General features: G+C 45.0%; 17 protein-coding genes and 1 pseudogene. 13 read left to right on the forward strand and 5 right to left on the reverse strand.

The window, feature by feature from the left end:
* The 3 genes and pseudogenes from NDI44_RS25185 to NDI44_RS25195 all read left to right on the forward strand — a co-directional run.
* Window positions 1-184 (forward strand): annotated as a pseudogene (locus NDI44_RS25185) (IS630 family transposase); the annotation flags it as partial.
* A gap of 49 nt (window positions 185-233) precedes the next feature.
* Window positions 234-1,772, forward strand: coding sequence for an FAD-dependent oxidoreductase (locus NDI44_RS25190; RefSeq protein ID WP_190415048.1), 1,539 nt, complete (start codon window positions 234-236; stop codon window positions 1,770-1,772).
* 131 nt (window positions 1,773-1,903) lie between these two features.
* Window positions 1,904-2,764: an SDR family oxidoreductase gene (locus tag NDI44_RS25195; RefSeq protein WP_190415049.1), complete on the forward strand. Its 861-nt coding sequence runs from the start codon at window positions 1,904-1,906 to the stop codon at window positions 2,762-2,764.
* A gap of 344 nt (window positions 2,765-3,108) precedes the next feature.
* On the opposite strand, the gene NDI44_RS25200 is transcribed toward NDI44_RS25195, so the two are convergent.
* Window positions 3,109-4,158: a hemerythrin domain-containing protein gene (locus tag NDI44_RS25200; RefSeq protein WP_190415050.1), complete on the reverse strand. Its 1,050-nt coding sequence runs from the start codon at window positions 4,156-4,158 to the stop codon at window positions 3,109-3,111.
* A 543-nt stretch (window positions 4,159-4,701) separates the two neighbouring features.
* The gene (locus NDI44_RS25205) at window positions 4,702-5,739 is read right to left on the reverse strand and encodes a hemerythrin domain-containing protein (protein ID WP_190415051.1); all 1,038 of its coding nucleotides are present in this window, start codon (window positions 5,737-5,739) and stop codon (window positions 4,702-4,704) included.
* A gap of 461 nt (window positions 5,740-6,200) precedes the next feature.
* On the opposite strand from NDI44_RS25205, the gene NDI44_RS25210 reads away from it, so the two are divergent.
* Together NDI44_RS25210 and NDI44_RS25215 are read left to right on the forward strand one after the other, a co-directional pair.
* On the forward strand, window positions 6,201-6,947 hold the full coding sequence (locus NDI44_RS25210; RefSeq protein ID WP_339380440.1) for a DUF2993 domain-containing protein: 747 nt from the start codon (window positions 6,201-6,203) through the stop codon (window positions 6,945-6,947).
* Between the two features lie 127 nt (window positions 6,948-7,074).
* Window positions 7,075-7,593, forward strand: coding sequence for a DUF2231 domain-containing protein (locus NDI44_RS25215; RefSeq protein WP_190415052.1), 519 nt, complete (start codon window positions 7,075-7,077; stop codon window positions 7,591-7,593).
* A gap of 111 nt (window positions 7,594-7,704) precedes the next feature.
* Here NDI44_RS25215 and NDI44_RS25220 read toward each other — a convergent pair whose 3' ends face one another.
* The gene (locus NDI44_RS25220) at window positions 7,705-8,106 is read right to left on the reverse strand and encodes a hypothetical protein (RefSeq protein WP_190415053.1); all 402 of its coding nucleotides are present in this window, start codon (window positions 8,104-8,106) and stop codon (window positions 7,705-7,707) included.
* Window positions 8,107-8,391: 285 nt separating this feature from the next.
* On the opposite strand from NDI44_RS25220, the gene NDI44_RS25225 reads away from it, so the two are divergent.
* Window positions 8,392-8,817 carry a DUF2809 domain-containing protein gene (locus NDI44_RS25225; protein WP_190415054.1) on the forward strand — a complete coding sequence of 142 codons (426 nt, stop codon included), beginning with the start codon at window positions 8,392-8,394 and terminating at the stop codon, window positions 8,815-8,817.
* Window positions 8,818-9,372: 555 nt separating this feature from the next.
* Here the strand turns inward: NDI44_RS25225 and NDI44_RS25230 are convergent.
* Entirely contained in the window at window positions 9,373-9,654 is a 282-nt protein-coding gene (locus NDI44_RS25230; RefSeq protein ID WP_190415055.1) for a hypothetical protein, read from the reverse strand.
* Window positions 9,655-10,121: 467 nt separating this feature from the next.
* Here NDI44_RS25230 and NDI44_RS25235 point away from each other — a divergent pair, with 467 nt between their 5' ends.
* The 6 genes from NDI44_RS25235 (at window position 10,122) to NDI44_RS25260 (ending at window position 16,363) form a co-directional block, all read left to right on the forward strand.
* Window positions 10,122-10,301 (forward strand): DUF167 domain-containing protein, encoded by a 180-nt coding sequence (locus tag NDI44_RS25235; RefSeq protein ID WP_339380796.1) that lies wholly within the window; start codon window positions 10,122-10,124, stop codon window positions 10,299-10,301.
* Window positions 10,302-10,624: 323 nt separating this feature from the next.
* Window positions 10,625-11,014: a response regulator gene (locus NDI44_RS25240; RefSeq protein WP_190415056.1), complete on the forward strand. Its 390-nt coding sequence runs from the start codon at window positions 10,625-10,627 to the stop codon at window positions 11,012-11,014.
* A 19-nt stretch (window positions 11,015-11,033) separates the two neighbouring features.
* The gene (locus NDI44_RS25245; protein WP_190415057.1) at window positions 11,034-12,488 is read left to right on the forward strand and encodes a HAMP domain-containing sensor histidine kinase; all 1,455 of its coding nucleotides are present in this window, start codon (window positions 11,034-11,036) and stop codon (window positions 12,486-12,488) included.
* A gap of 528 nt (window positions 12,489-13,016) precedes the next feature.
* Window positions 13,017-14,540 (forward strand): ABC transporter substrate-binding protein, encoded by a 1,524-nt coding sequence (locus NDI44_RS25250; protein WP_190415058.1) that lies wholly within the window; start codon window positions 13,017-13,019, stop codon window positions 14,538-14,540.
* 56 nt (window positions 14,541-14,596) lie between these two features.
* On the forward strand, window positions 14,597-15,484 hold the full coding sequence (locus NDI44_RS25255; protein ID WP_190415059.1) for an ABC transporter permease: 888 nt from the start codon (window positions 14,597-14,599) through the stop codon (window positions 15,482-15,484).
* Between the two features lie 54 nt (window positions 15,485-15,538).
* Window positions 15,539-16,363, forward strand: coding sequence for an ATP-binding cassette domain-containing protein (locus tag NDI44_RS25260; RefSeq protein WP_190415060.1), 825 nt, complete (start codon window positions 15,539-15,541; stop codon window positions 16,361-16,363).
* 87 nt (window positions 16,364-16,450) lie between these two features.
* Here the strand turns inward: NDI44_RS25260 and NDI44_RS25265 are convergent, their stop codons facing one another.
* Entirely contained in the window at window positions 16,451-18,457 is a 2,007-nt protein-coding gene (locus tag NDI44_RS25265; protein ID WP_190415061.1) for a LysR substrate-binding domain-containing protein, read from the reverse strand.
* 227 nt (window positions 18,458-18,684) lie between these two features.
* Here NDI44_RS25265 and NDI44_RS25270 point away from each other — a divergent pair, with 227 nt between their 5' ends.
* Window positions 18,685-20,388, forward strand: coding sequence for a fumarate reductase/succinate dehydrogenase flavoprotein subunit (locus tag NDI44_RS25270; RefSeq protein WP_199304970.1), 1,704 nt, complete (start codon window positions 18,685-18,687; stop codon window positions 20,386-20,388).
* Window positions 20,389-20,404: the final 16 nt, after the last annotated feature.

The following is a 20,404-nucleotide window of genomic DNA, read 5'->3' on the forward strand; positions in this document are numbered from 1 at the left end:
ATCACCCTACTCTCCAGATTTCAACCCGATTGAGCTTTGGTGGTCACACCTTAAGTCTTTTTTACGACAGTTCTCTCCAACCACAACAAAAATGGTTGATACTTTGCTTGCTAGTGCACTTGATTTAGTCAATCCAAAACACCTACGCAACTGGTTCACAAACTGCTGCTACTGTACTTCATGAACTTGCAATCTGCTGTATAAAAATTTATACTGTCTCAGGAGAACGCTGAATGAATTTACCAGGAACCTCCGTCTCTGTTTGGCTCGACACTACAGAAGGGACAAAATACCCGCAATTGACCAGTGATATTACCGTAGATGTTGCCATTGTAGGCGGCGGCATTACTGGCTTAACCGCTGCGTTGCTATTGAAACGCGCTGGATTAAGGGTTGCAGTAATCGAGGGATCGCAAATTGGCAGTGGTGTCACCGGCTATACGACTGCCCACCTCACCGAAGCTGCTGACGAACGCTACCAAGACCTGATTTCCTCCTTGGGCGACACGGATGCGAAGCTGGTAGCAGAATCCAGTCGTGCGGCGATTGAACGCATTGCTAAGTTTGTGGCAGAAGAGAAGATTGATTGTGATTTTCAGCGAGTGCCGGGATATCTTTACACTGAAAAATCCCAGGATGTGTCTGAAATTGAGTCAGAGGCGGAAGCGGTTAGCAAGTTAGTGATTCCGGCTGCTTTGACCAAGGATGTGCCACTGCCATTTCCGGTAGAAGCGGCGGTGATGTTCCCCAATCAAGCGCAGTTTAACCCGATTCCCTATCTCCAAAGGCTTGCGAAGGCGATTGACGGTGGTGGCAGTTTTATTTTTGAGCAGTCATCTGTTGTCGATATCACCGGAGACAAGCCGAGTCGAGTTTCTACCGAACAGGGGACGGTAACGGCGCTAGATGTGATTATTGCTACTCATACGCCGATTCACAATCTGAACAGTCTCCCGGACTTGTATGTAATGACCACGAAAATTGCCCCGTATCGCTCTTACGTTATTGGAGTGAGATTGCGATCGCCATTACCGCCAGGACTGTTTTGGGATACCGAGGAGCCGTATCACTATACACGCAGCTACAAAGACCTGCTGATTATTGGCGGTGAAGACCACAAGACGGGTGAGGATGTGGATAATGAGGCGTGTTTCGAGCGCTTGGAAGCGTATGCGCGATCGCTCTATGATGTCGCCTCTATCGATTATCGCTGGTCAGCTCAATTGTATGAGCCGGTCGATGGTCTACCCTATATCGGGAAAACCGCAGCGAATTCTAATATCTACGTTGCTACCGGCTATTCTGGCAACGGCATGACCTTCGGCACCGTTGGCGGGATGCTGACAAGCGACTTGATTTTGGGACGGACGAATCCCTGGAGCGACCTTTACGACCCCAATCGCGCGAATATCCTCGCCAGCGCCCAGCGGTTTGTGACGGAGAATCTGGGCGTCGCCAAGCACTTTGTAGCGGATCGGCTTTTTAAATCAGAGGGCAACGAACCCTCGGACGTAGCACCAGGCGAAGGCAAAATTCTTGACATCAACGGGAAGAAATATGCCGTCTACCGCGACGAGACGGATTATCTCTGTTCGCTTTCTCCAGTGTGTACTCACGCTGGATGCATTGTTGACTGGAATAACGCCGAAAAAACTTGGGATTGCCCTTGCCACGGTGGACGTTTCAGCCCTACGGGTGAGGTACTCAATGGCCCACCGATTACGGATCTCGATCAAAAAGAATTGCCCAGTGAATTTACAACGAAAAGTTAACTCCATTCACTTTTCTTTTCCCTCTCCAGATTGATTAAGTCAATCTGGAGGGTTGCTAGCGTGTTGGGTGAATAGAAACCAGAAATCCTCTCTGGATTTCATTTTTTTAGACACAGTTTAAGGACACACTAATGCCAGCAGAACAACAGCTACAACCACCCCAACATCAAGACCATCGACCGGGTAGTGAATCAGAAATGACGCCTAGCCCCAAGGCGGATGATAGTAAATATCAAGGTAGCAACAAATTACGCGATAAAGTGGCACTGATTACCGGCGGTGATAGTGGCATTGGTCGCGCAGTTTCTATCTTTTTTGCCAAAGAAGGCGCTGACGTGGCAATCATGTATCTGAACGAACACGATGATGCCCAAGAAACGAAACGGCTGGTAGAAGAACAAGGGCGCAAATGTATTACGATTCCTGGCGACATTGGTGACGAAAAATTCTGTCAGCAGGCTGTAGAAAATACGGTTGCGGAGCTTGGGAAACTCGATATTCTTGTTAACAACGCTGCCGAACAGCATCCTCAAGAAAGCATCGAAGACATCACTGCCGAACAGCTTGAGCGCACGTTCCGGACTAACATTTTCTCAATGTTTTTCTTGACGAAAGCTGCACTCAAGCACCTCAAAGAAGGCAGCGCGATTATCAACACCACTTCGGTGACAGCTTATAAAGGGAATCAGCAGCTGCTCGATTATTCGTCTACTAAAGGGGCTATTGTTGCCTTTACGCGATCGCTCTCAAAATCTCTGGTGGAAAAGGGAATTCGCGTGAATGGCGTCGCCCCAGGTCCCATCTGGACGCCGCTCATTCCCTCAACTTTCCCAGAGGAAAAAGTTGCCTCTTTTGGTAAACAAGTGCCGATGCAACGGGCTGGACAGCCAGAAGAAGTTGCGCCTAGTTACGTCTTTTTGGCGTCAGACGACTCTTCTTATATGTCCGGTCAGATTTTGCATCCCAACGGTGGCGATGTTGTCAATGCTTAACGCTGAGATGACTACCGATTTTTCTTGAAAGAATAGAAACCCGTTTTCTGGTTAGAGAACGGGTTTTTTGATAGATGTTAGGAGTTAGCAATGGGATGCATCCTAGTGCATGCGCCTATACCTTGAAAGGTGGGTCTTGTGCGTACAAAAGCTGCTCCCCGTAGGCTGAAGAATTTTTAGTTGAGTCTGCGTAGGCAGGCTTTGTTTATGTACACCTACGCTTCTAGTGCGGGGGCGTGTATTTACCTAGTGAAACAAAAAAACTCCCACCACGTAAGTAGTAGGAGTGCAAACGTCAGTTAAGTTTAGAGAGGTATGGCTTTAGAGGTTGAACGTGCTTCCGATTACTTCATCGAAGCTGCCATTTCTTGCTGAATTTTGCTCTTGGCAGCTTTGAATTCGCTAGACATTTGCTCTTTTTGCTCGGTGCTGCAATTGTTGTCAATGGCTGCAAACATCGTGCTTTCTTCTTGACGAATATGATCGCCAACCGCATCCATCAACTGCTTAATTTTTGATTTGAATTCGTCTTTGGAAGAAGCAGGGTTGATCGCTTTAATTTCATCCAACATCCGCTTCATCTCGGCTTGCTCATTGTACAGCTCTTGAGTATTGTCGTCCCCGTAGAAAGAGCGAACTCTGGGATAAACGATTTCTTCTTCGGCTTGAGCGTGTGCCAATAAATCTTTGTAGAGCTGCCCAAAATACTCTTGGAGTTTTTGAGGATCGTCAGTAGCCCCAATTTCTGTAAAGATGGTGTTGGTCTTATTGTGATCCAGGCGGATGAGCGTCTGGATGTTCATATCTTGCTTATCGGTGTTTTGGGTGACGGCGCTACCAAACACACCAGACAAGGCTGCAACAGCGTCTTGAACTCGTGCCCACAGTCCCTGATCTGCGTCTTTTCCAGTCAGTTCGCGGACACCCACGAGTTCTAGCAGTCCTTTGAGTTGTTCCTGGTGAGCGCGGTTCTCAAAGTTAACAGCATTTAAAGGTCCAATCGCCAGTTCAATATCAGCACCCACGACTTGAGCAGCTTTGTGAACTACAATACCGCTCATCGCCTGAGCGTGCTTCAGGAGTTCGTGTTGAACTAATTTCTGGTAGAGAGACAGCTTATCACCAGACATTAATTCTTGGGTCTTCTGAACAAATTCCTGAACTGTCTCGTGGGGTTCAGAGGGAACGCCGTACTGAACAATTACCGTTTCTAGAACACCCAGGTTTTTCTGGTCGTCCTGGAGCATATTCTGCAAGCGATCGCGCACATCTTGATCGGGAGTGGCACCGAGCAGTGTTTGCTCGTTAGAGATGATTAAATTTTGCGTCGCTTTCATGTCTGCCAATTTTTGTGCGATCGCAATGCGCTTTGTATCGTCCAGTGTTGATACCATTTTTGTTCCTTCTTTGAAATATTATGATTTTTGAATCTTTATGAATAATCTCACAATCTCTTAAGGCAATTCATCTTTCCCGCGACTGAATCCAAAAGTATGGTTTATAGAGGAGATAAATACTTTTAACTTATAGATTTTTATTTGGAATTCAAATTATTAAAACTTCTACTTTTGATAGTTTGCAAAATTAGGGTTCTTGAGTATGGTAATGATTCATCTAAATAAGTTTCAAGAATATATCGCTGTAAATGATTTGTGAACGGGAGCTCTCCGGCTTCTCTAAAAAGCTGGAGAGCTGAACCAATGGTATCTCATACCTAAAAGAGGATAGATATACTTTATTCCTTCAATAGAAAACGTAAAGTTACGCGCTCAAGAAAAATTAACTCGTCAATAAAATAAATCTAGGAGGATAGCTTATAGACCCTCCTAGATTTAATTGCTTTATTCCAGCGATGGCAGTTAGCGATCGCACTTATTAACTATAGGGAAGCTACGTTCCAAACCTCCCTACAGAGTTAATTCTGTTCGCGCGCACTACTACTTGCTAGAAGCTGCCATCTGGTCTTGTAGCTTGCTCTTAACAGATTTGAACTCGGTTGCCATTTGTTGTTGCTGCTCGCTGCTGAAATTATCGCGCAGCTTAGCGAACATCTCGTTCTCTTCTTGATTAATGTGATGGTTGGTAGCGTCGCTTAGCTGACGAACTTTCGCTTTGAACTCAGAAGAAGAAGGACTCATCGCCTTAATTTCATCCAGCATCCGAGCTTGCTCAGCTTGCTCATTATACAGATCCTGCGTGTCCTGATAATAGGAGCGCACTGCTGGATAAACAACTTGCTCTTCGGCTTTAGCGTGAGCCATCAAGTCTTTGTAAAGCTGACCGAAGTATTCTTGGATCTTTTGAGCGTCGTTGGAATTCTCAATTTCCATAAACAAGGTCTTCGCCTTGCTGTGATCCATGCGAAGAATTTCACCGATAGTCATATCAGAACGGTCGGAGGTTTGGGTGACAGCACTACCAAATACCCCTGATAATGCGGCAACGGCGTCTTGAACCCGTCCCCACAGTCCTTGATCGGCTTCTTGTCCGGTTAGTTCGCGAACACCCAGAATTTCCAGAATACCTTTCAGTTGCTCTTGGTGAGCGCGGTTCTCAAAGTTAACGGTATTCAAGGGAGTAATGGCAGCTTCAACATCAGCACCAACTACTTGAGCTGCTTTGTGAATCAGTAGACCCGTCATGGTTTGCTTATGCTTAAGCAATTCATGCTGAGATACTTTTTCAAACAAAGTCAGTTCAGAACTTTCCATTAGTTTCTGAGCTTCACCAATTATCTTGGTTGTGGATTCCTTGGGTTCGGCTTTGACACCGTACTGAATAATTACAGTATCGAGAACACCGAGGTTTTTCTGATCGTCATCAAGCATATCTTGTATGCGCTTGCGAAGATCATCATCGGCGAGCGCAGAGATGAACTTTTGCTCGTTAGCAATTAGCAAGTTTTGCAGCGCTTTCATATCTGCCAACTTCATGCCAATCGCTATGCGCTTGGTATCATCTAGTGTCGTTACCATTCTTTTGTTCTCCACTCAATAATCATAGGATCGGAATCTATCTCGAAGATAGTCATCTCTGTCGAGTAGATTCATCTCTCTTTTGAGAGATCCCCCTTATTTATCCTTTTTATAACGTCCAATTTTTATTGGCTCTATCCAAAGATAGAAAAGATTCAAAACATTAGGACTTTTCTTTTTTTTGGTTGGATTAGTATATTCTTATTTTGGTTATTCGGCATCTATCGTAAATCATATTTGAAAAGTTAAAATAGCCTGAACTTTGATGACGGAGATTTGACAAGCTAGTTATTATAAAAACAGCTTCGTGCCACTATCTTAAGAATGAAATATTGAGTTTAAATTTGTGTATAGCCGATCACTTTGTCACCATTCCACCATCAGGCAGATACACTTCTTAATACGGGTCGCTAGATTGACTCAATAACAGACTCAATTAAGACAAGGGCAGGAGACAGGGCGTGACGACGAATAAGGATGCTTCTCTGGGGCAGCAGGCACTTAACAAAGCAGCGGAAATAGGATTATCTAGCCAACTCGATGAAGTAGAAGAATTAGCGGTAGATATCCAGAGCGATCCACTGAAAATGGTTCAGGGACAGGTGGATTCAGTCACCGTTGAAGGTGAAGGTTTGGTGATGAACAAAGACCTCCGGATGGAGGAAATGAAAATGGAAATGCGTGGCATCTCCATCAATCCCCTCAGCGCTGCTTTTGGCAAAATTGAATTAACCAAACCTACTGATGCAACGACCCATGTTGTGTTGACGGAAGCAGACATCAACCGGGCATTCAACTCGGAATTTGTCGGTAGTAAGCTGCAAAGTATGCAGGTATCAGTCAATGGACAACCGATGACTATTGACACTAAAAAGGTAGATTTTCGCCTACCTGGTGAGAACAAAATTGCATTGAGTGCCGACGTGCTGCTACGCGAATCTGGAGAAACCACGCAAATTGCCTTTACAGCAGTGCCCCGAGTTGGTGCAAATGGGCAGAAGGTCAATCTGGAAGACGTTGAGTATACCGAAGGCAAGGAACTCTCCCCGGAACTGACGGCGGCGCTATTAGAAAAATCGAGCGAACTATTGAACCTGAGCAACTTCGATTTGCAAGGAATGTCGCTTCGCATCAAACAATTAAATCTAGAATCGGGAAAAATGACGCTTTTGGCGGAAGCGCGCGTGGAGCAAATTCCTTCAGGCTAGTGATGAACTGTTTGCGGTTCGCTGTTTGCCGTTAATCGAGGGGGTTAAGATCGGCAACCCAAAGCTAATAGCCAACAGCGATCGCTTGCTTTCACTCGTCTAACTCCTAGAATCCATAGAGAAGAACATGACACAAACTCCCAATATCCCGCCGCTGATTGAAAGTGATGAGACCGATTATCAAGATAGCGGGGTGACGAGCACAGTCGCGATCGCAGGACATCCCCTGCATCCACTGATCGTCACCTTTCCCATTGCTTTTTTGACTACACCAGCAGCAGCGGATCTCGCCTACTGGTGGACAAAAGATCTCTTCTGGGCACAAGCCTCCTTTTGGCTAATCGGCATTGGCTTGGCAAGCGGGGTGCTTGCAGCCCTAAGCGGCATGATGGACTTTCTGAGAATTGAACGAGTTCGCAAGCGCAGTGCTGGCTGGGCACACATGGTACTGAATGTCGCCGCCCTAGGGCTGACAATTGCCAACTTTGCACTCCGTTGGGGCAATACCTCTGGAGCCATATTGCCTACGGGGCTTACAATCTCAATTATTGTGGCAACCCTTCTCGGTTTGTCGGGTTGGTACGGAGCCGAGCTAGTCTATCGGCATAAAGTTGCTGTGATCGGCTACGGCGATTCAAATAGATAGAAAAAATAAGCAGGCGACATCCACGTCGCCTGCCAATTAATTTAAAAATTTCCTCTACACTTGTTTAGCATCGCTAAAAGGTAGAAGCCGCAAAAGCTAAATTTTTCTGCGTTATATCAATCCTGGCCCTTGATGACGCTTGTCACCTTCCATCGTCAGCTTCCCTTCTTCATCGTCCTGTAATTCTGAGACAGTTTCAGCGCGTTCGGCAGCCTCGGCTTCTTCTTTGGCTTTTAAGTCTCCAGGTTCGTTCACATACATTTCGGGTTCGATGGCATAGTTATTTAAAAGACCCTCTTTGTCTACCGTGTAGCCATCTGTAGTATCGATACTTCCATCATTTGTTTGATCGTTAGTAGGGGATTTTTCCTCATCATCTTTTCCGGGAGTTGTTTTAAATGCATTCCCCTCTCTTTCTCTACGTGCTGCGGTTTCAGCAGGTACAATCCCCCGATCGTAGTTATCTTCACCAACTCGTTGACTGCTGTCTACGTTATCTGTTTGATTATTCATGACTATTATTCTCCCAACAATATTCAGCTTTAGAAACTAAGAATATAATTTTTGGTATACCTTTATACTCTACCTTGAGTATTAGATCGTCAAAGTATAAAAAATTTATATAAGATTGCGTAATTAATAACAACTAGGATATAAATTAATCTCCTACTTAAGAAGGAAATATTGAACTCTTCTGTGTGCTATGAAGCTCAGTTGGATGCAGAAGCCTGCTCGTTGGCGCGGCTTTAGTCTAAATGTATAGAATACAGAACTGAGAACTGCTTGGAAGTGTAGCCAATGCTTCGAGACGCCAAATATATCAAGCGGATTATCCTCTCGCTGCTGATTATTGTGCCCCTGGGATTGCTCTCCAAGAGATACACTGGGTTCGGTCGCGGCTGGGTCAACGATTTCTCAGGTGATATCTTATACGAAATATTTTGGTGTTTGTTCGGGTTTTTCCTGTTTCCGAGTCGCAAAGCAATCAACCAAATTCCAATTTGGGTATTCGGTATCACCTGTACGATCGAATTTCTGCAACTGTGGCACCAACCTGTTTTAGACTCGATTCGCTCGACTTTTCTGGGCAAACTGTTGCTTGGAACCACCTTTTCTTGGTGGGATTTCCCCCATTATCTGCTCGGTTGCATCATTGGGTGGCTATGGTTACAGCAAATTGTTAGAGGTTACAAAGATAAAACCCCGATTCGCTCGGATAAATAGATAGGATGATTAGATAGGGAGAATTTTCAGTAGTTTTTAGCCTGTGTTTGATGGTTAATCAGAGGTAACTGAATTAACCCGAACGGGATGGCCTAACCTTGATTTAACTTTTGATCTTTCTCGCCAGCTTTTCAGCATCAAGCTGTTTTCTTTCAGCATCAAGCTTAGGGTAATTAGCTGTTCGGATAGTAATATCAGCTCTTGGCTCGTGGCGATTAGCTCCTGACTTTCGCAGATAAGCTCAGACGATCTGCTGAGCAGATAGTCTGTTCTGGTTGTTATATTTTGCTGGGATATCTCAGAATCTTGCTGTTTAGATTCTGCCAAATCTAAAGGATATGGGGGAACTTCAAAACAAGTTGATTTTTGCCACTTCCTGTTGCTCAGTTTGTGTTTTGTCATGCTCTGAATCCAGTTAACGGAGATGTTAGCAGGTATTGTAAAAGACAAAATTTGAACTTACTAGTAGATTTTAAAGGTGAAAGCGATCGCGTAGCACCTGCGTAGCAGGTGCTACGCGATCGCTCGAATTTTTGGACGGGTTGTAGTATCTACTTATCTATATATTAGTTGCTTGGATTGTACCAGCAGCTTTTTCCTTGTGGCGATTAGCGCTTCACTTGTAGCGATTAGCGCTTCACTTGTGGCGATTAGATCCTGACTTTCGCCGATCAGCCTAGATGATTTGCTGAGCAGATAATCTGTTTTAGTTATTATATTTGGCTGATATATTTCAGAATCTTGCTGTCCAGATTCAGCTAAATATAAATTATCTTGATGAATTTTACAGCAAGATAGTTTTTGCCACTTCCTATTGCTAACGTTATATTTTGTCATGTTAGGAATCCAGTTGATGAAGATGCTGGTGTGGTTTTGTAAAAGAGTGAAGTTGGTTCAGTGGATGCCAAAAATCGAGCGCTCGTGTGGCAACCGCGTAGCGGTTGCCACACGAGCATTTAAAATTTAGAATATCGTCGTACTATCTACTCATCTAGCAATTTTAGATCAATTTTTCTGGATGAATTTTTTTCGTCAAAACTTATTGACAATGGATTAAATTCGTAGATTTAGCTTTGCCCTTTCAAATAAAACATATTAGAGACTAATCCAACTAAACTTCTATCTCCAGGCAGAAGTTAATACTAACGATATTTGTATACTACACTACACGAAAACCTGTGTTGAGCGATCGCTATGGTTATGAAATTTATCGTTAACTCGCATGATAGCTACAACCAGATTACCATCACCCCAGCCAGATGAAGAAGCAAGTAAAGGTTAAACCCAATTCAAAAAACTAAAGCATTGAGGAGGCTGAGGACGGTAGCCTCACGGTTCATTTAAAATCGCCACCTGTAGATGGTAAGGCAAATGAAGAGTTAATTCAAATACTCTCTAAAAAATTTAACATATCAAAATCAAGAATTTTTATCAAATCGGGTTTATCGTCAAGAAATAAGCTAGTCGAAATAGACGACGGTTGAACCTAACTAGAAAATCTAGCAATCTTATTGAAGTTGTGAGCCAGCCCTTCAGATACCTGACTGCTCTAAAAAAAGTCGGGTACCTGACCTTCCCGAACCATTCAGTAAGATTCTATAGCAGTTGCTCGGTAAAGGTGTTGTTCTGACTGCACGCGATCGCTATTTTCATTTTCCGTTTAAACTCATCCCCGTTAGCTTTAAATTAACAAAAGATTAATTTTAGAAACTATCTATTGGTAGATTTCAAAAGCTCAAAGTCAAAATCTAAAATTCAAAAGGGAATAACTCAACCTGGTACACTTGAACGAAGAGGTCAACTCAGCATGCCACACGTCTTACTGATCGATGATGAAGAGGCATTACGTGCCAGTCTCAGCTACGCCTTAATTAAAGAAGGCTATCAAGTGACAACCGCAGGGGATGGACAGACTGCACTCAAGTTGTTCCACAAGCAAGTGCCGGATGTGATTATTTTAGACTTGATGCTACCAGGCATTGATGGGATGGAACTCTGCTGGCGCATCCGAGCATTTTCTAATATCCCGATTTTGATGCTGACAGCTAAAGACCAAGATATTGACAAAGTTTGGGGATTAGAAGCGGGTGCAGATGACTATATCACCAAACCCTTCAACACTCGCGAACTTCTGGCACGCATAAAAGCTGTTCTCCGGGGTCGCGCTGTGGGTCAACAGTCTCTACAGGGAGATTAAAAAAATTGAAGTTGCACCTTTGAAAAATTCAAGGAGCTGGTTAGCAATTCATATCCGATGGAATTCAATTTACCGGAAACTGTTAGTTACCTATTTAGCACTCACCGCATTAGGAACTTCTATTCTGGCAAGCTATATTCTGTTCTCTTTCCATGCCTATTTCATGAGGACGAGACAGGCTGATTTAGATGCCTGGACAACAGCCCTCAGCGAGAGTGTTGCTGACGCTTTAGAGGAAAATGATCTTGAGCGGGTAAGAGTGCTAGTGCAACGCTACGGTTCACCGGAAGCAGTCACCCTGCGCGTCTTTGCACCTGATGGTCGCCTGCTATTCACCTCCGCCCCCCAGCTAGATCGGCAAGTCCCTAACTGGTTAGCTGTTGCTGGCGTGAGAGAAGCGCTACAAAATCAGCCGACGCAAGGGGTAGCAAAAGGGATTCTATCCAACGATGACCGAGTGTATGCAGTGCGACCGATATTTCGGAAGGGTCGTCTGCTCGGTGCGCTGCGGATGTCGATCACTTTAGAACAGTTTCAGCGTCAGTTTCGCCGCGTCATTTTCACCGTTCTTGGAACGCTCTTCTTGACGCTCTTGCTTTGTGCGCTGATTAGCGAAAGCCTTGCCCGTAATATTGCCAGACCGATTCAGGCGATGTGCCACTTTGCAATTGAGGTGGGTGGGGGTCATTTAGGTGAGAAGCTGAACATTCATCAAGATGATGAAGTGGGTCAATTAGCCAGTGAATTGAATCGCATGAGCGAACGGCTGGCTTCCTTAGATAAAGAGCGGCGGGCATTCCTCGCAAATGTGTCCCACGAACTGCGGACTCCTGTTAGCAACGTCTATGTCACCCTAGAAGCACTCGCCAATGGAGCGGCTGAGGAGCCGGAGTTACGCGATCGCTTCATCCAGACTGCACAGGATGAAACCCTGCGCCTGTCCAGGCTAATTAAGGATCTGCTGGATTTAGGACGACTCGAAGCTGGCGTAACGCCACTAGAACAGCAACCGCTAAAGCTGCGAGACTTAATCGAACGGGCGGTGCGAGCAATGGAGTCCCGCATGATAGCCAAGGAAGTTGGCATCAGCGTGGAGGTTGCGGATGTTCAAATCCAAGGCGATCCAGAACGACTATTGCAAGCTTTTCTAAATATATTGGACAACGCGATTAAGTTCTCAGTACCAGAGTCTAAAGTGTCTGTCTCAAGCAATACAGAGGGTGCCCAGGTTTCAGTAAAAATTCGCGATCGGGGAACCGGAATCACAGAGAGCGATTTGCCCCGCATTTTTGAACAATTTTATACAGCAGATCCCTCGCGCAAAGGCAGCGGAACGGGTTTGGGGTTAGCGATCGCGCGACGAATTGTGGAAGCACACGGCGGCACGATTACGGCTACTAGCACTCTAGGTCAAGGCGCAACTTTCAGCATTCGCCTTCCCCTCGACACCGCCGCAGAGAAACGAAAGAGTTAATATCCTGTCCGGCTTATCGCTTTATTTATAGTCGGCTTATAGTCGCTTGGAAATTGGGGCGTTGTTCTGTTGGACAAGGGCAACCTGATGCAGGAGTACACCTCATTCTGCTCCCCCTACAAATTGCACTGTCGTGGCGAGGGAGTCTCCTGGACTGGGATTTCCTCCGGAAACTCGATCCGCTTGATCAGCCGTATTGATTCAACAACGTTGAGCGTTATAGCTGATCGTGGGAATTGATAAAAACCAGGTTGAATCGGCGTCGCGACACATAGCCAGCATCTTAAAAGGTGCTTCCCTCCACCGCGAGTTTCCAAATCTGGCAGCTTCAATTCAAAAAATCTATCTATAAATACGAAAAGTCTATCGATAAACCGGGGATTACATCTTGTCTTCGGTGTTTGACTATGGCATTCTGTTAAAACAGTCGTATTCCGACCGATAAACCGGAGATTAAACTAGCTACTGCTCCAACATGATTTGCGTGAAACAAGTGGGGCAGTAGATTCAATGCGGGAATGGAGCCGTATGCATATCAAACTATTGTCTTTAAAGAGTGTTCTTTTTTCTCTGCTAGTTGTTTCCTTAACCTTTACCAGCGCTTGTAGTAACACTTCTGCAAATACTTCAGCAAATACTTCTGCAAATACTTCAGGTAGTTCCTCTGGCAAAAAGGTGATTCGGATTGCGATTGGTACCCAAGACCAAACCATTAACACCGTGACAGGTGGTGCAGTCATCCGAGAAGAAAAGCTGCTGGAGAAGTACCTGCCAAAAACAGGGAAATATCAAAATGTTGAGTACAAAATTGAGTGGTCTAGCTCCACATCAGCCCCACCAATTACCAACAAAATGTTGGCGAATCAAATTGATATCGGCAGCATGGCAGACTTTCCGGCAACGATCAACCTGACGACGTTTCAGAAGAAAGGCAATGGCGTTAAGACTGTTTTAATCTCATCCCTTGCCTACAGCCCTAATGGAGCCGGAAATGCGGTTGTTGTTCCAACCGACACACCTTATAAAAAACTAGCAGACTTGAAGGGGAAAACCATTTCAGTTCCCTTTGGAACCTCGGCGCATGGGATGCTGCTGCGGGCGCTGAAGAATGAGGGCATTGATGCACAGAAAGAAGTGACGTTAGTGAGTCAATCACCAGAAGTAGGTGGCACGAGCCTGAGAAGCCGTCAGATCGATGCTCATGCGGATTTTGTGCCCTATGGTGAGTTATTTCCCTTTAGAGGCTTTGCTCGCAAGATTTACGATGGTGCACAAACAGAAACTCCTACCTTTCATGGAGTTGTAGTGCGATCGGACTTTGCGAAAGAAAATCCCGAAATTGTGGTGGCTTATCTAAAAGCGATGTTGGAGGCGAATCAGCGTTTCCGGGAACAACCAGAAGCCCTTAGTGCGAAGTTAGAAAAGTGGACAGGGGTTGAGAAAGAAATCTTTTATATGTTCCTCGGTCCATCGGGTATTCAAAAGCTCGATCCGAGAATTCAGCCCTACCAAATCACTGCGCTCAAAAATAGCGTAACGACGTTGAAGCAGATTGGAAAATTAGATGCCAGCGTGAACCCAGATGATATTGTAAGTTGGACGGACGATAGTTACCTGAAACAAGCGCTCAATGAGAGCAACATTAGCGAACAGGATGTGGCTAAGTCGGCAGATAATTTGATTCGTGGCAATGATGCACTCACTCAAGAATCGATTCAAGATCCAAAACTAGCAGCTCAGATTTGGGTAGAAGGAGAAGATAAAGTTCTCAGTTTTGCCTCCATCAAGAATATGCTGACAAAGCTGCAACAGCTCAAGTCTGAGGGCAAGACAGCAGCTGTAGCCTTCGTACACGATCGCGACAAAGGTTGGAAATTATTCGCCCAAAATTCTTTCTATGTTCGGAATGGCGACCAGGTATCTGCGTTCTTACTAGAAAAAGATGCACAAACATTTGCTGGTAAAGCTGGAGCAAAGGTTGCAAGCTTCCAGGAGTTGCAACAGCTTTATGCCAAAAATACGCAGTCAAAGGATTTAGCGGTTGCGCGATGAATGAAGGGGAGCGATCGCAACGATAGAACTATGTTGATTCAAATGAGAGGTTTGTAATGGCTGTATCTCCAAAATCAGCACGAAAGACAAAAGGAGAGAAGTACAGTGTACTGAGTAGCAAATTTTTGCAGCAGCGCTCCTTGTCAAAATTAGCGCTTATAAGTCTGGCACTGCTCAAAAGTCGCAATTTAAAGCGAGCCATTTCCATTGTTTTATTCTTTGGGATCTGGCAGCTTTTGTGCGTCACTCAATTCAATTTCTTCATCAATTTTACCTTTTTACCCTCTCCAGTTGAAGTTTGGAATGCAACGGTTGAATTCTTTTCTGGCAATGCGGCTGTGCATATTACTGCCAGTCTTCAACGAGTTTTGCTGGGATTTGGAATTGCGGCTATTCTGGCCGTTAGCTTGGGCATCATGATTGGCTGGTTTCGGCAAATTGAAGATTTGCTTTTCATTCCGTTGGAGTTGCTCAGACCAATTCCCGCCGTCGCCTGGATACCGCTGGCAATTCTCATGTTTCCCAATGCAGAGTCAGGGATGGTATACATCACATTTCTAGGCGCATTCTTCCCAATTTTGATCAGCACAATTCGGGGAGTAGAAAGTACCGATATAGTGCTGCTGCGAGTAGGGCAGTGTTTGGGGGCTAAACAGTGGCACATTTTTAAGGATATTGTGGTGCCAGGAGCGATGCCCAACATTGCCAGCGGTTTGGTTATTGGTATGGGAAATGCCTGGTTTTGTTTGGTAACATCTGAAATTCTGGCGGGTCGGTTTGGGGTGGGTTATCTAACCTGGGAGTCTTATGTTACATCAAATTATCCACCGATCGTGATGGGAATGCTGCTGATTGGTTTGATGGGTTTGGTAAGCACGCTGATTGTCGATCTATTGACGAAGTTGCTGATGCCTTGGCGAGTAACGAAAAAGCAGGGCGTCTAATTGTATCAATGAAAATGAATATTCAAGTTGCCTATTTTTGGAGGTTTAGACGCTGTGGCAACCCTAGCAGAAAAGCATATTAGCGGCTTGGTGAAAGGGTCAGTTGAGGTTAAAGATTTATCCGTTTCCTTCAAGCGACGAGACCAGTACGGGCCTTTGCTGGTTTTAGAATCGACGAGCTTTAAGATTAATCCTGGTGAATTTATCTGCTTGTTGGGACCATCGGGCTGTGGCAAGTCAACGATTCTAAACTTGATTGCGGGTTTTCTGAAGCCAACGAGGGGACAGGTATTGGTAGATGGGAAACCCGTCGAAAGACCGGGCGCAGATCGCGGATTTGTCTTTCAGCAATACTCGCTTTTACCGTGGAAGACTACCTTTCAAAACGTGGAATTTGGTTTGAAAATTCGGGGTATTTCCAGAGTAGAGCGGACTGAATTGGTAAATGATTACTTAAACCGAGTCGGGCTGTATAAGCATCGTCATTCTTATCCTCATCAGCTATCAGGAGGAATGCAACAACGTGCAAGCATTGTGCGGGCGCTTGTAAACTCACCCTCAGTATTGTTGATGGATGAACCGTTTGCAGCCTTGGATGCCCAGACTCGGCACATGATGCAAGAGTTGCTGTTAAACATTTGGAGTGATTTGAAATCTACGGTTATTTTTGTCACCCACGATATTGAAGAAGCTATCTTTTTAAGCGATCGCATTCTGGTTATGGGCGTTCGTCCAGGGCATATCAAAGAAACAGTTGTGGTGAATCTCGATCGACCCCGCCATATAGATACGATGCTTTCACCAGATTTTGTAAATCTCAATCGGCAAGTCTTTGAATTGATTCGCGAAGAAACTCTCAAGAGTATGGAGTTGGGTTGATTGAAGCAAACAGTATTTGTACTGTTAGTACAGCCCAAGTGTGTTGCTTTCGATAGCGGCTTGGCGTGTTTTTTGTTGTCCCTTTTACTAACTGCTTAAGTTCTGAGATTGATGGAGAAATTCGGTTTGAATCCAGCGATCGAGGTTAATTGTCTCTAGTCCTTCATTTCCGGGAACTAGACGCAGTTGGGCAATGTGTTGAGTAATCCAGTCGGGACGAATCATCATCTCGCAGAAAAAACGCCCAGGTTGATTCTGGTGATAGACATTGCTGAGAATTTGGGAGACGATTTCGGCATCCAGGTTTGTCCACTGGCTGATCAGAGAAAGCGCTGAGGGCGTAATAGTATACCAATATTGGGCGGCGCTTAAGGCTTTTAAGTAAGCGATTACAACTTCCGGATACTGTTCTGCTAACTCTGCACTCACCACTACACCATGAAAAGCCGGTAACACATTCAAATTGTCACCTGGTAAATAACGAAACTTGCCTTGACGATAGGCAATATCGTGAAAGGGAGCAAAATGAGCATACCCATCTGCTTGAATGGAATAACCAAAGGGCTGAGTAATGTTGGAGTTCTCTAAGGAAGCAAGCTTAACCTCGTTAAGTAAGTTCGCAGAATTGAGCGATCGCATCACCATCCCATGTGCCGAAGAACTGAAAGGAACCGCAATCACACCTCCTCGTAAGTCTTCGATACTTTGCAGTTTGGACTTATTGGGAACAATTACGGCATTACAGGAACCATCGGGATTCGTTGAAACAAAGCTAACCAGGCGCGTCTGTCGAGTTTCACTACCGGAATTATTTTGCTGGATAGCACTCAGTAACAAGGGATAATCCCCTAAAACGCCAATATCTAATTTTCCGGCGTGCAATCCTTGAATAATCGGCGCTCCTGTGGAAAAATCGCACCAATGAATGCGATACTGCGTGGAACTGTATCGCCCTTCTCTGGGTAAGAAGTGTTCTAGCAAGCCTAAGCGCTGAATCACTAAGCCCGCCGTTACTGTTGGAATCGTGCTGTTTTGAATCCCGATCGCTAGATCAATTGTCTCAGGATGTTGCAGGGAGTTGGAACGAATGATTAGGTTAGGCGATCGCAAACGCACTGGGGTTGAATGAGGGCGAACAGAGGCGTGCTGTTGCTCTTGACCATTCTCAACCAGAGCAATAAATTTTTGCATCGGGTTTGAGTTGCGCGAGCGCCGATTTTGCGATGATGAGTCTGCGATCGCAGATTGGCTTAATCGTTTGGGTAACACTAGGAAAACATTACCGGATAAGGCAAATTCTTGCAGGGGAATTGCAACAAGCATTCCCGATTGACATTCAGACTTAAATTCAAAGTTAGAAGCAAATCCTAAATAATCACCCTGCATCATATAGGTTCGCATCAAACTGAGAGTATCAACAGTTTCAACTTGAGCGAAATCCGAAAAATTTATCCCTAATTCAGTTAGCCGAGATTCAAACACTAAACGGCTAGGGGAGCCAGTATTTAGCATCACCCATCGCTCTTTTTGCAGTTCTTTTAAGCTCAACCAGCTTTGATTCGCTAAAGGATGGTTCGCCGCAACCACTAAAGAATAGTGAATGGGAGCAATTGGGGTTGCTGAAATTTCAGAAAATTCTGCAAAACTAATATCTGAAAATCCTATATCAATCTGACTGCTGGTAATAGCTCGATAGAGAAATTCAGCCGAATCAAATACGACACACTGAGTTTGAATCCCAGGATACTGCTGACGGTACTGGAAGAGAATTTCAGGTAGCCATCCATTAGCGATCGCGGCTGTGCAGCCGATTTTGAGATTGCCAAACTTGCCTTTTTTGATTTCTTCGACTTTGGCAAACAATTGATTTTCAACATCAATCAGTCTTGGCCCTTCCTCCAATAAAAACTGTCCCACCTCGGTTAGCTGAATCTTACGACCAAGACGATAAAACAGGTCAGTTCCTAGTTCAGTTTCCAGGGATTTTATTTTGGCGCTGACCGCAGGCTGAGTCAGATTTAGAGCATCAGCGGCTTCAGTAAAACTGAGATGCCTAGCTACCTCCAGAAATACTTTAACTTGATAAACCTCCACGTTCTCTAATCCCCCAAATTGAAATTTTCATTTTACAGCTTAATGAATGAATAAAGCTAATTTATAAGATCATAAAAAACGCGAATGAATAGATGGTATTTTTGGTTACAAAAAAGCTTGTAACTTTTAATTCTCTTCTCTAATATAAAAAAAGGTAAAAAAGCAGACTTAGTGAATTTATTCGTACAAAGTTATAAAAGTTTTTGCTAACTGAAGAGGAGTCAAGAGTGGATACTCAATGGATGAAGACCGATGTTCTTGTCATCGGTGGTGGTACTGCGGGAACGATGGCAGCCATCAAAGCAAAACAGGCAAATCCTGACGCAGAAGTGCTGATTTTAGAAAAAGCGAATATCCGTCGCAGTGGAGCGATCGCAATGGGTATGGATGGGGTCAATACAGCCGTCATTCCTGGTAATTCTACCCCAGAGCAATATGTTCGCGAAATTACGATTTCCAACGATGGCATTCTCAATCAAAAAGCGGTCTACCAAACTGGGAAATTAGGCTTTGAAGTCATTCAAGAACTGGAAAGCTGGGGCGTCAAGTTCCAAAAAGACATTCACGGTAATTACGACCTGAAGCAAGTGCATCGCGTAGGTAAATATGTGCTACCGATGCCAGAAGGAAAAGACCTCAAACAAATTTTGACCCGACAGGTAAAGCGCCACAAAGCCAAAGTCACAAATCGGGTAATGGCGACTCGCGTTCTAGTCAGGAATGGACGCGCCATTGGAGCGGTAGGCTTTGACGTGCGAAATGGCGATTTTGTCGTAATTCAGGCAAAAGCAGTCGTTCTGTGTACAGGAGCCTGCGGACGCTTAGGTTTACCCGCCTCCGGCTATCTCTACGGCACTTATGAAAACCCCACCAACGCGGGTGACGGCTATTCAATGGCGTATCACGCAGGCGCAGAACTCACCAATATTGAGTGTTTTCAAATTAACCCTCTGATGAAGGACTATAACGGTCCCGCCTGCGCCTATGTCGCCAGTCCGTTTGGAGCTTACACCGCCAATGCTGAAGGACACCGCTTTATCAGTTGCGACTACTGGAGTGGTCAGATGATGCTGGAAATCTGGAAGGAGTTGAATTCTGGTAAAGGCCCAGTTCAACTGAAGATGACCCACTTAGATGAAGACACGATTTCAGAAATTGAGTCGATTCTGTGGTCGAATGAACGACCCAGCCGAGGGCGATTCCACGAAGGGAGAGGGGAAAATTACCGCACGAATGGTGTGGAGATGAATATCTCAGAAATCGGTTTGTGTAGCGGTCACAGTGCTTCTGGAGTCTGGGTTAACGAGAAAGCGGAGACGACTGTCCCAGGATTATATGCAGCGGGAGATATGGCAAGCGTCCCCCACAACTACATGATTGGGGCGTTTGTATTTGGTCGGTTGGCAGGTACAAATGCGGTGGATTATATCGAAGGGTTAGAGCATATTGAACCAGATCCTGACGTTTTAGAGGCAGAAAAACAACGAATTTATGCTCCGTTGAACAACCCGAATGGTGTACCGCACACTCAGGTGGAGTATAAATTACGACGGTTGGTTAATGACTACTTACAGCCGCCCAAAGTAGACCACAAGATGGAAATTGGCTTAAGAAACTTTGTGCGCTATCACGAAAGCTTAGAAATGATGGGCGCACACGATCCACATGAACTAATGCGCTGCATGGAGGTTCACTTTATTCGCGATTGTGCTGAGATGGCAGCACGCGCCTCATTGTATCGAAAAGAAAGCCGTTGGGGACTGTACCATTACCGAGTGGACTACCCTGAAAAGAACAATGAAGAATGGTTCTGCCACGTCAATCTTAAAAAAGAAGAATCAGGCGAGATGGTTTTGTTCAAGCGTCCGGTTGAGCCTTATGTTGTGGACGTTGATATTGAACGAGAAGTTTATGATGTGGCGGTGCGGTAAGTTTGTCGGTTTTTAA

It is taken from the genome of Trichocoleus sp. DQ-A3 (assembly GCF_039961975.1).
Classification (GTDB): domain Bacteria; phylum Cyanobacteriota; class Cyanobacteriia; order Cyanobacteriales; family FACHB-T130; genus FACHB-T130.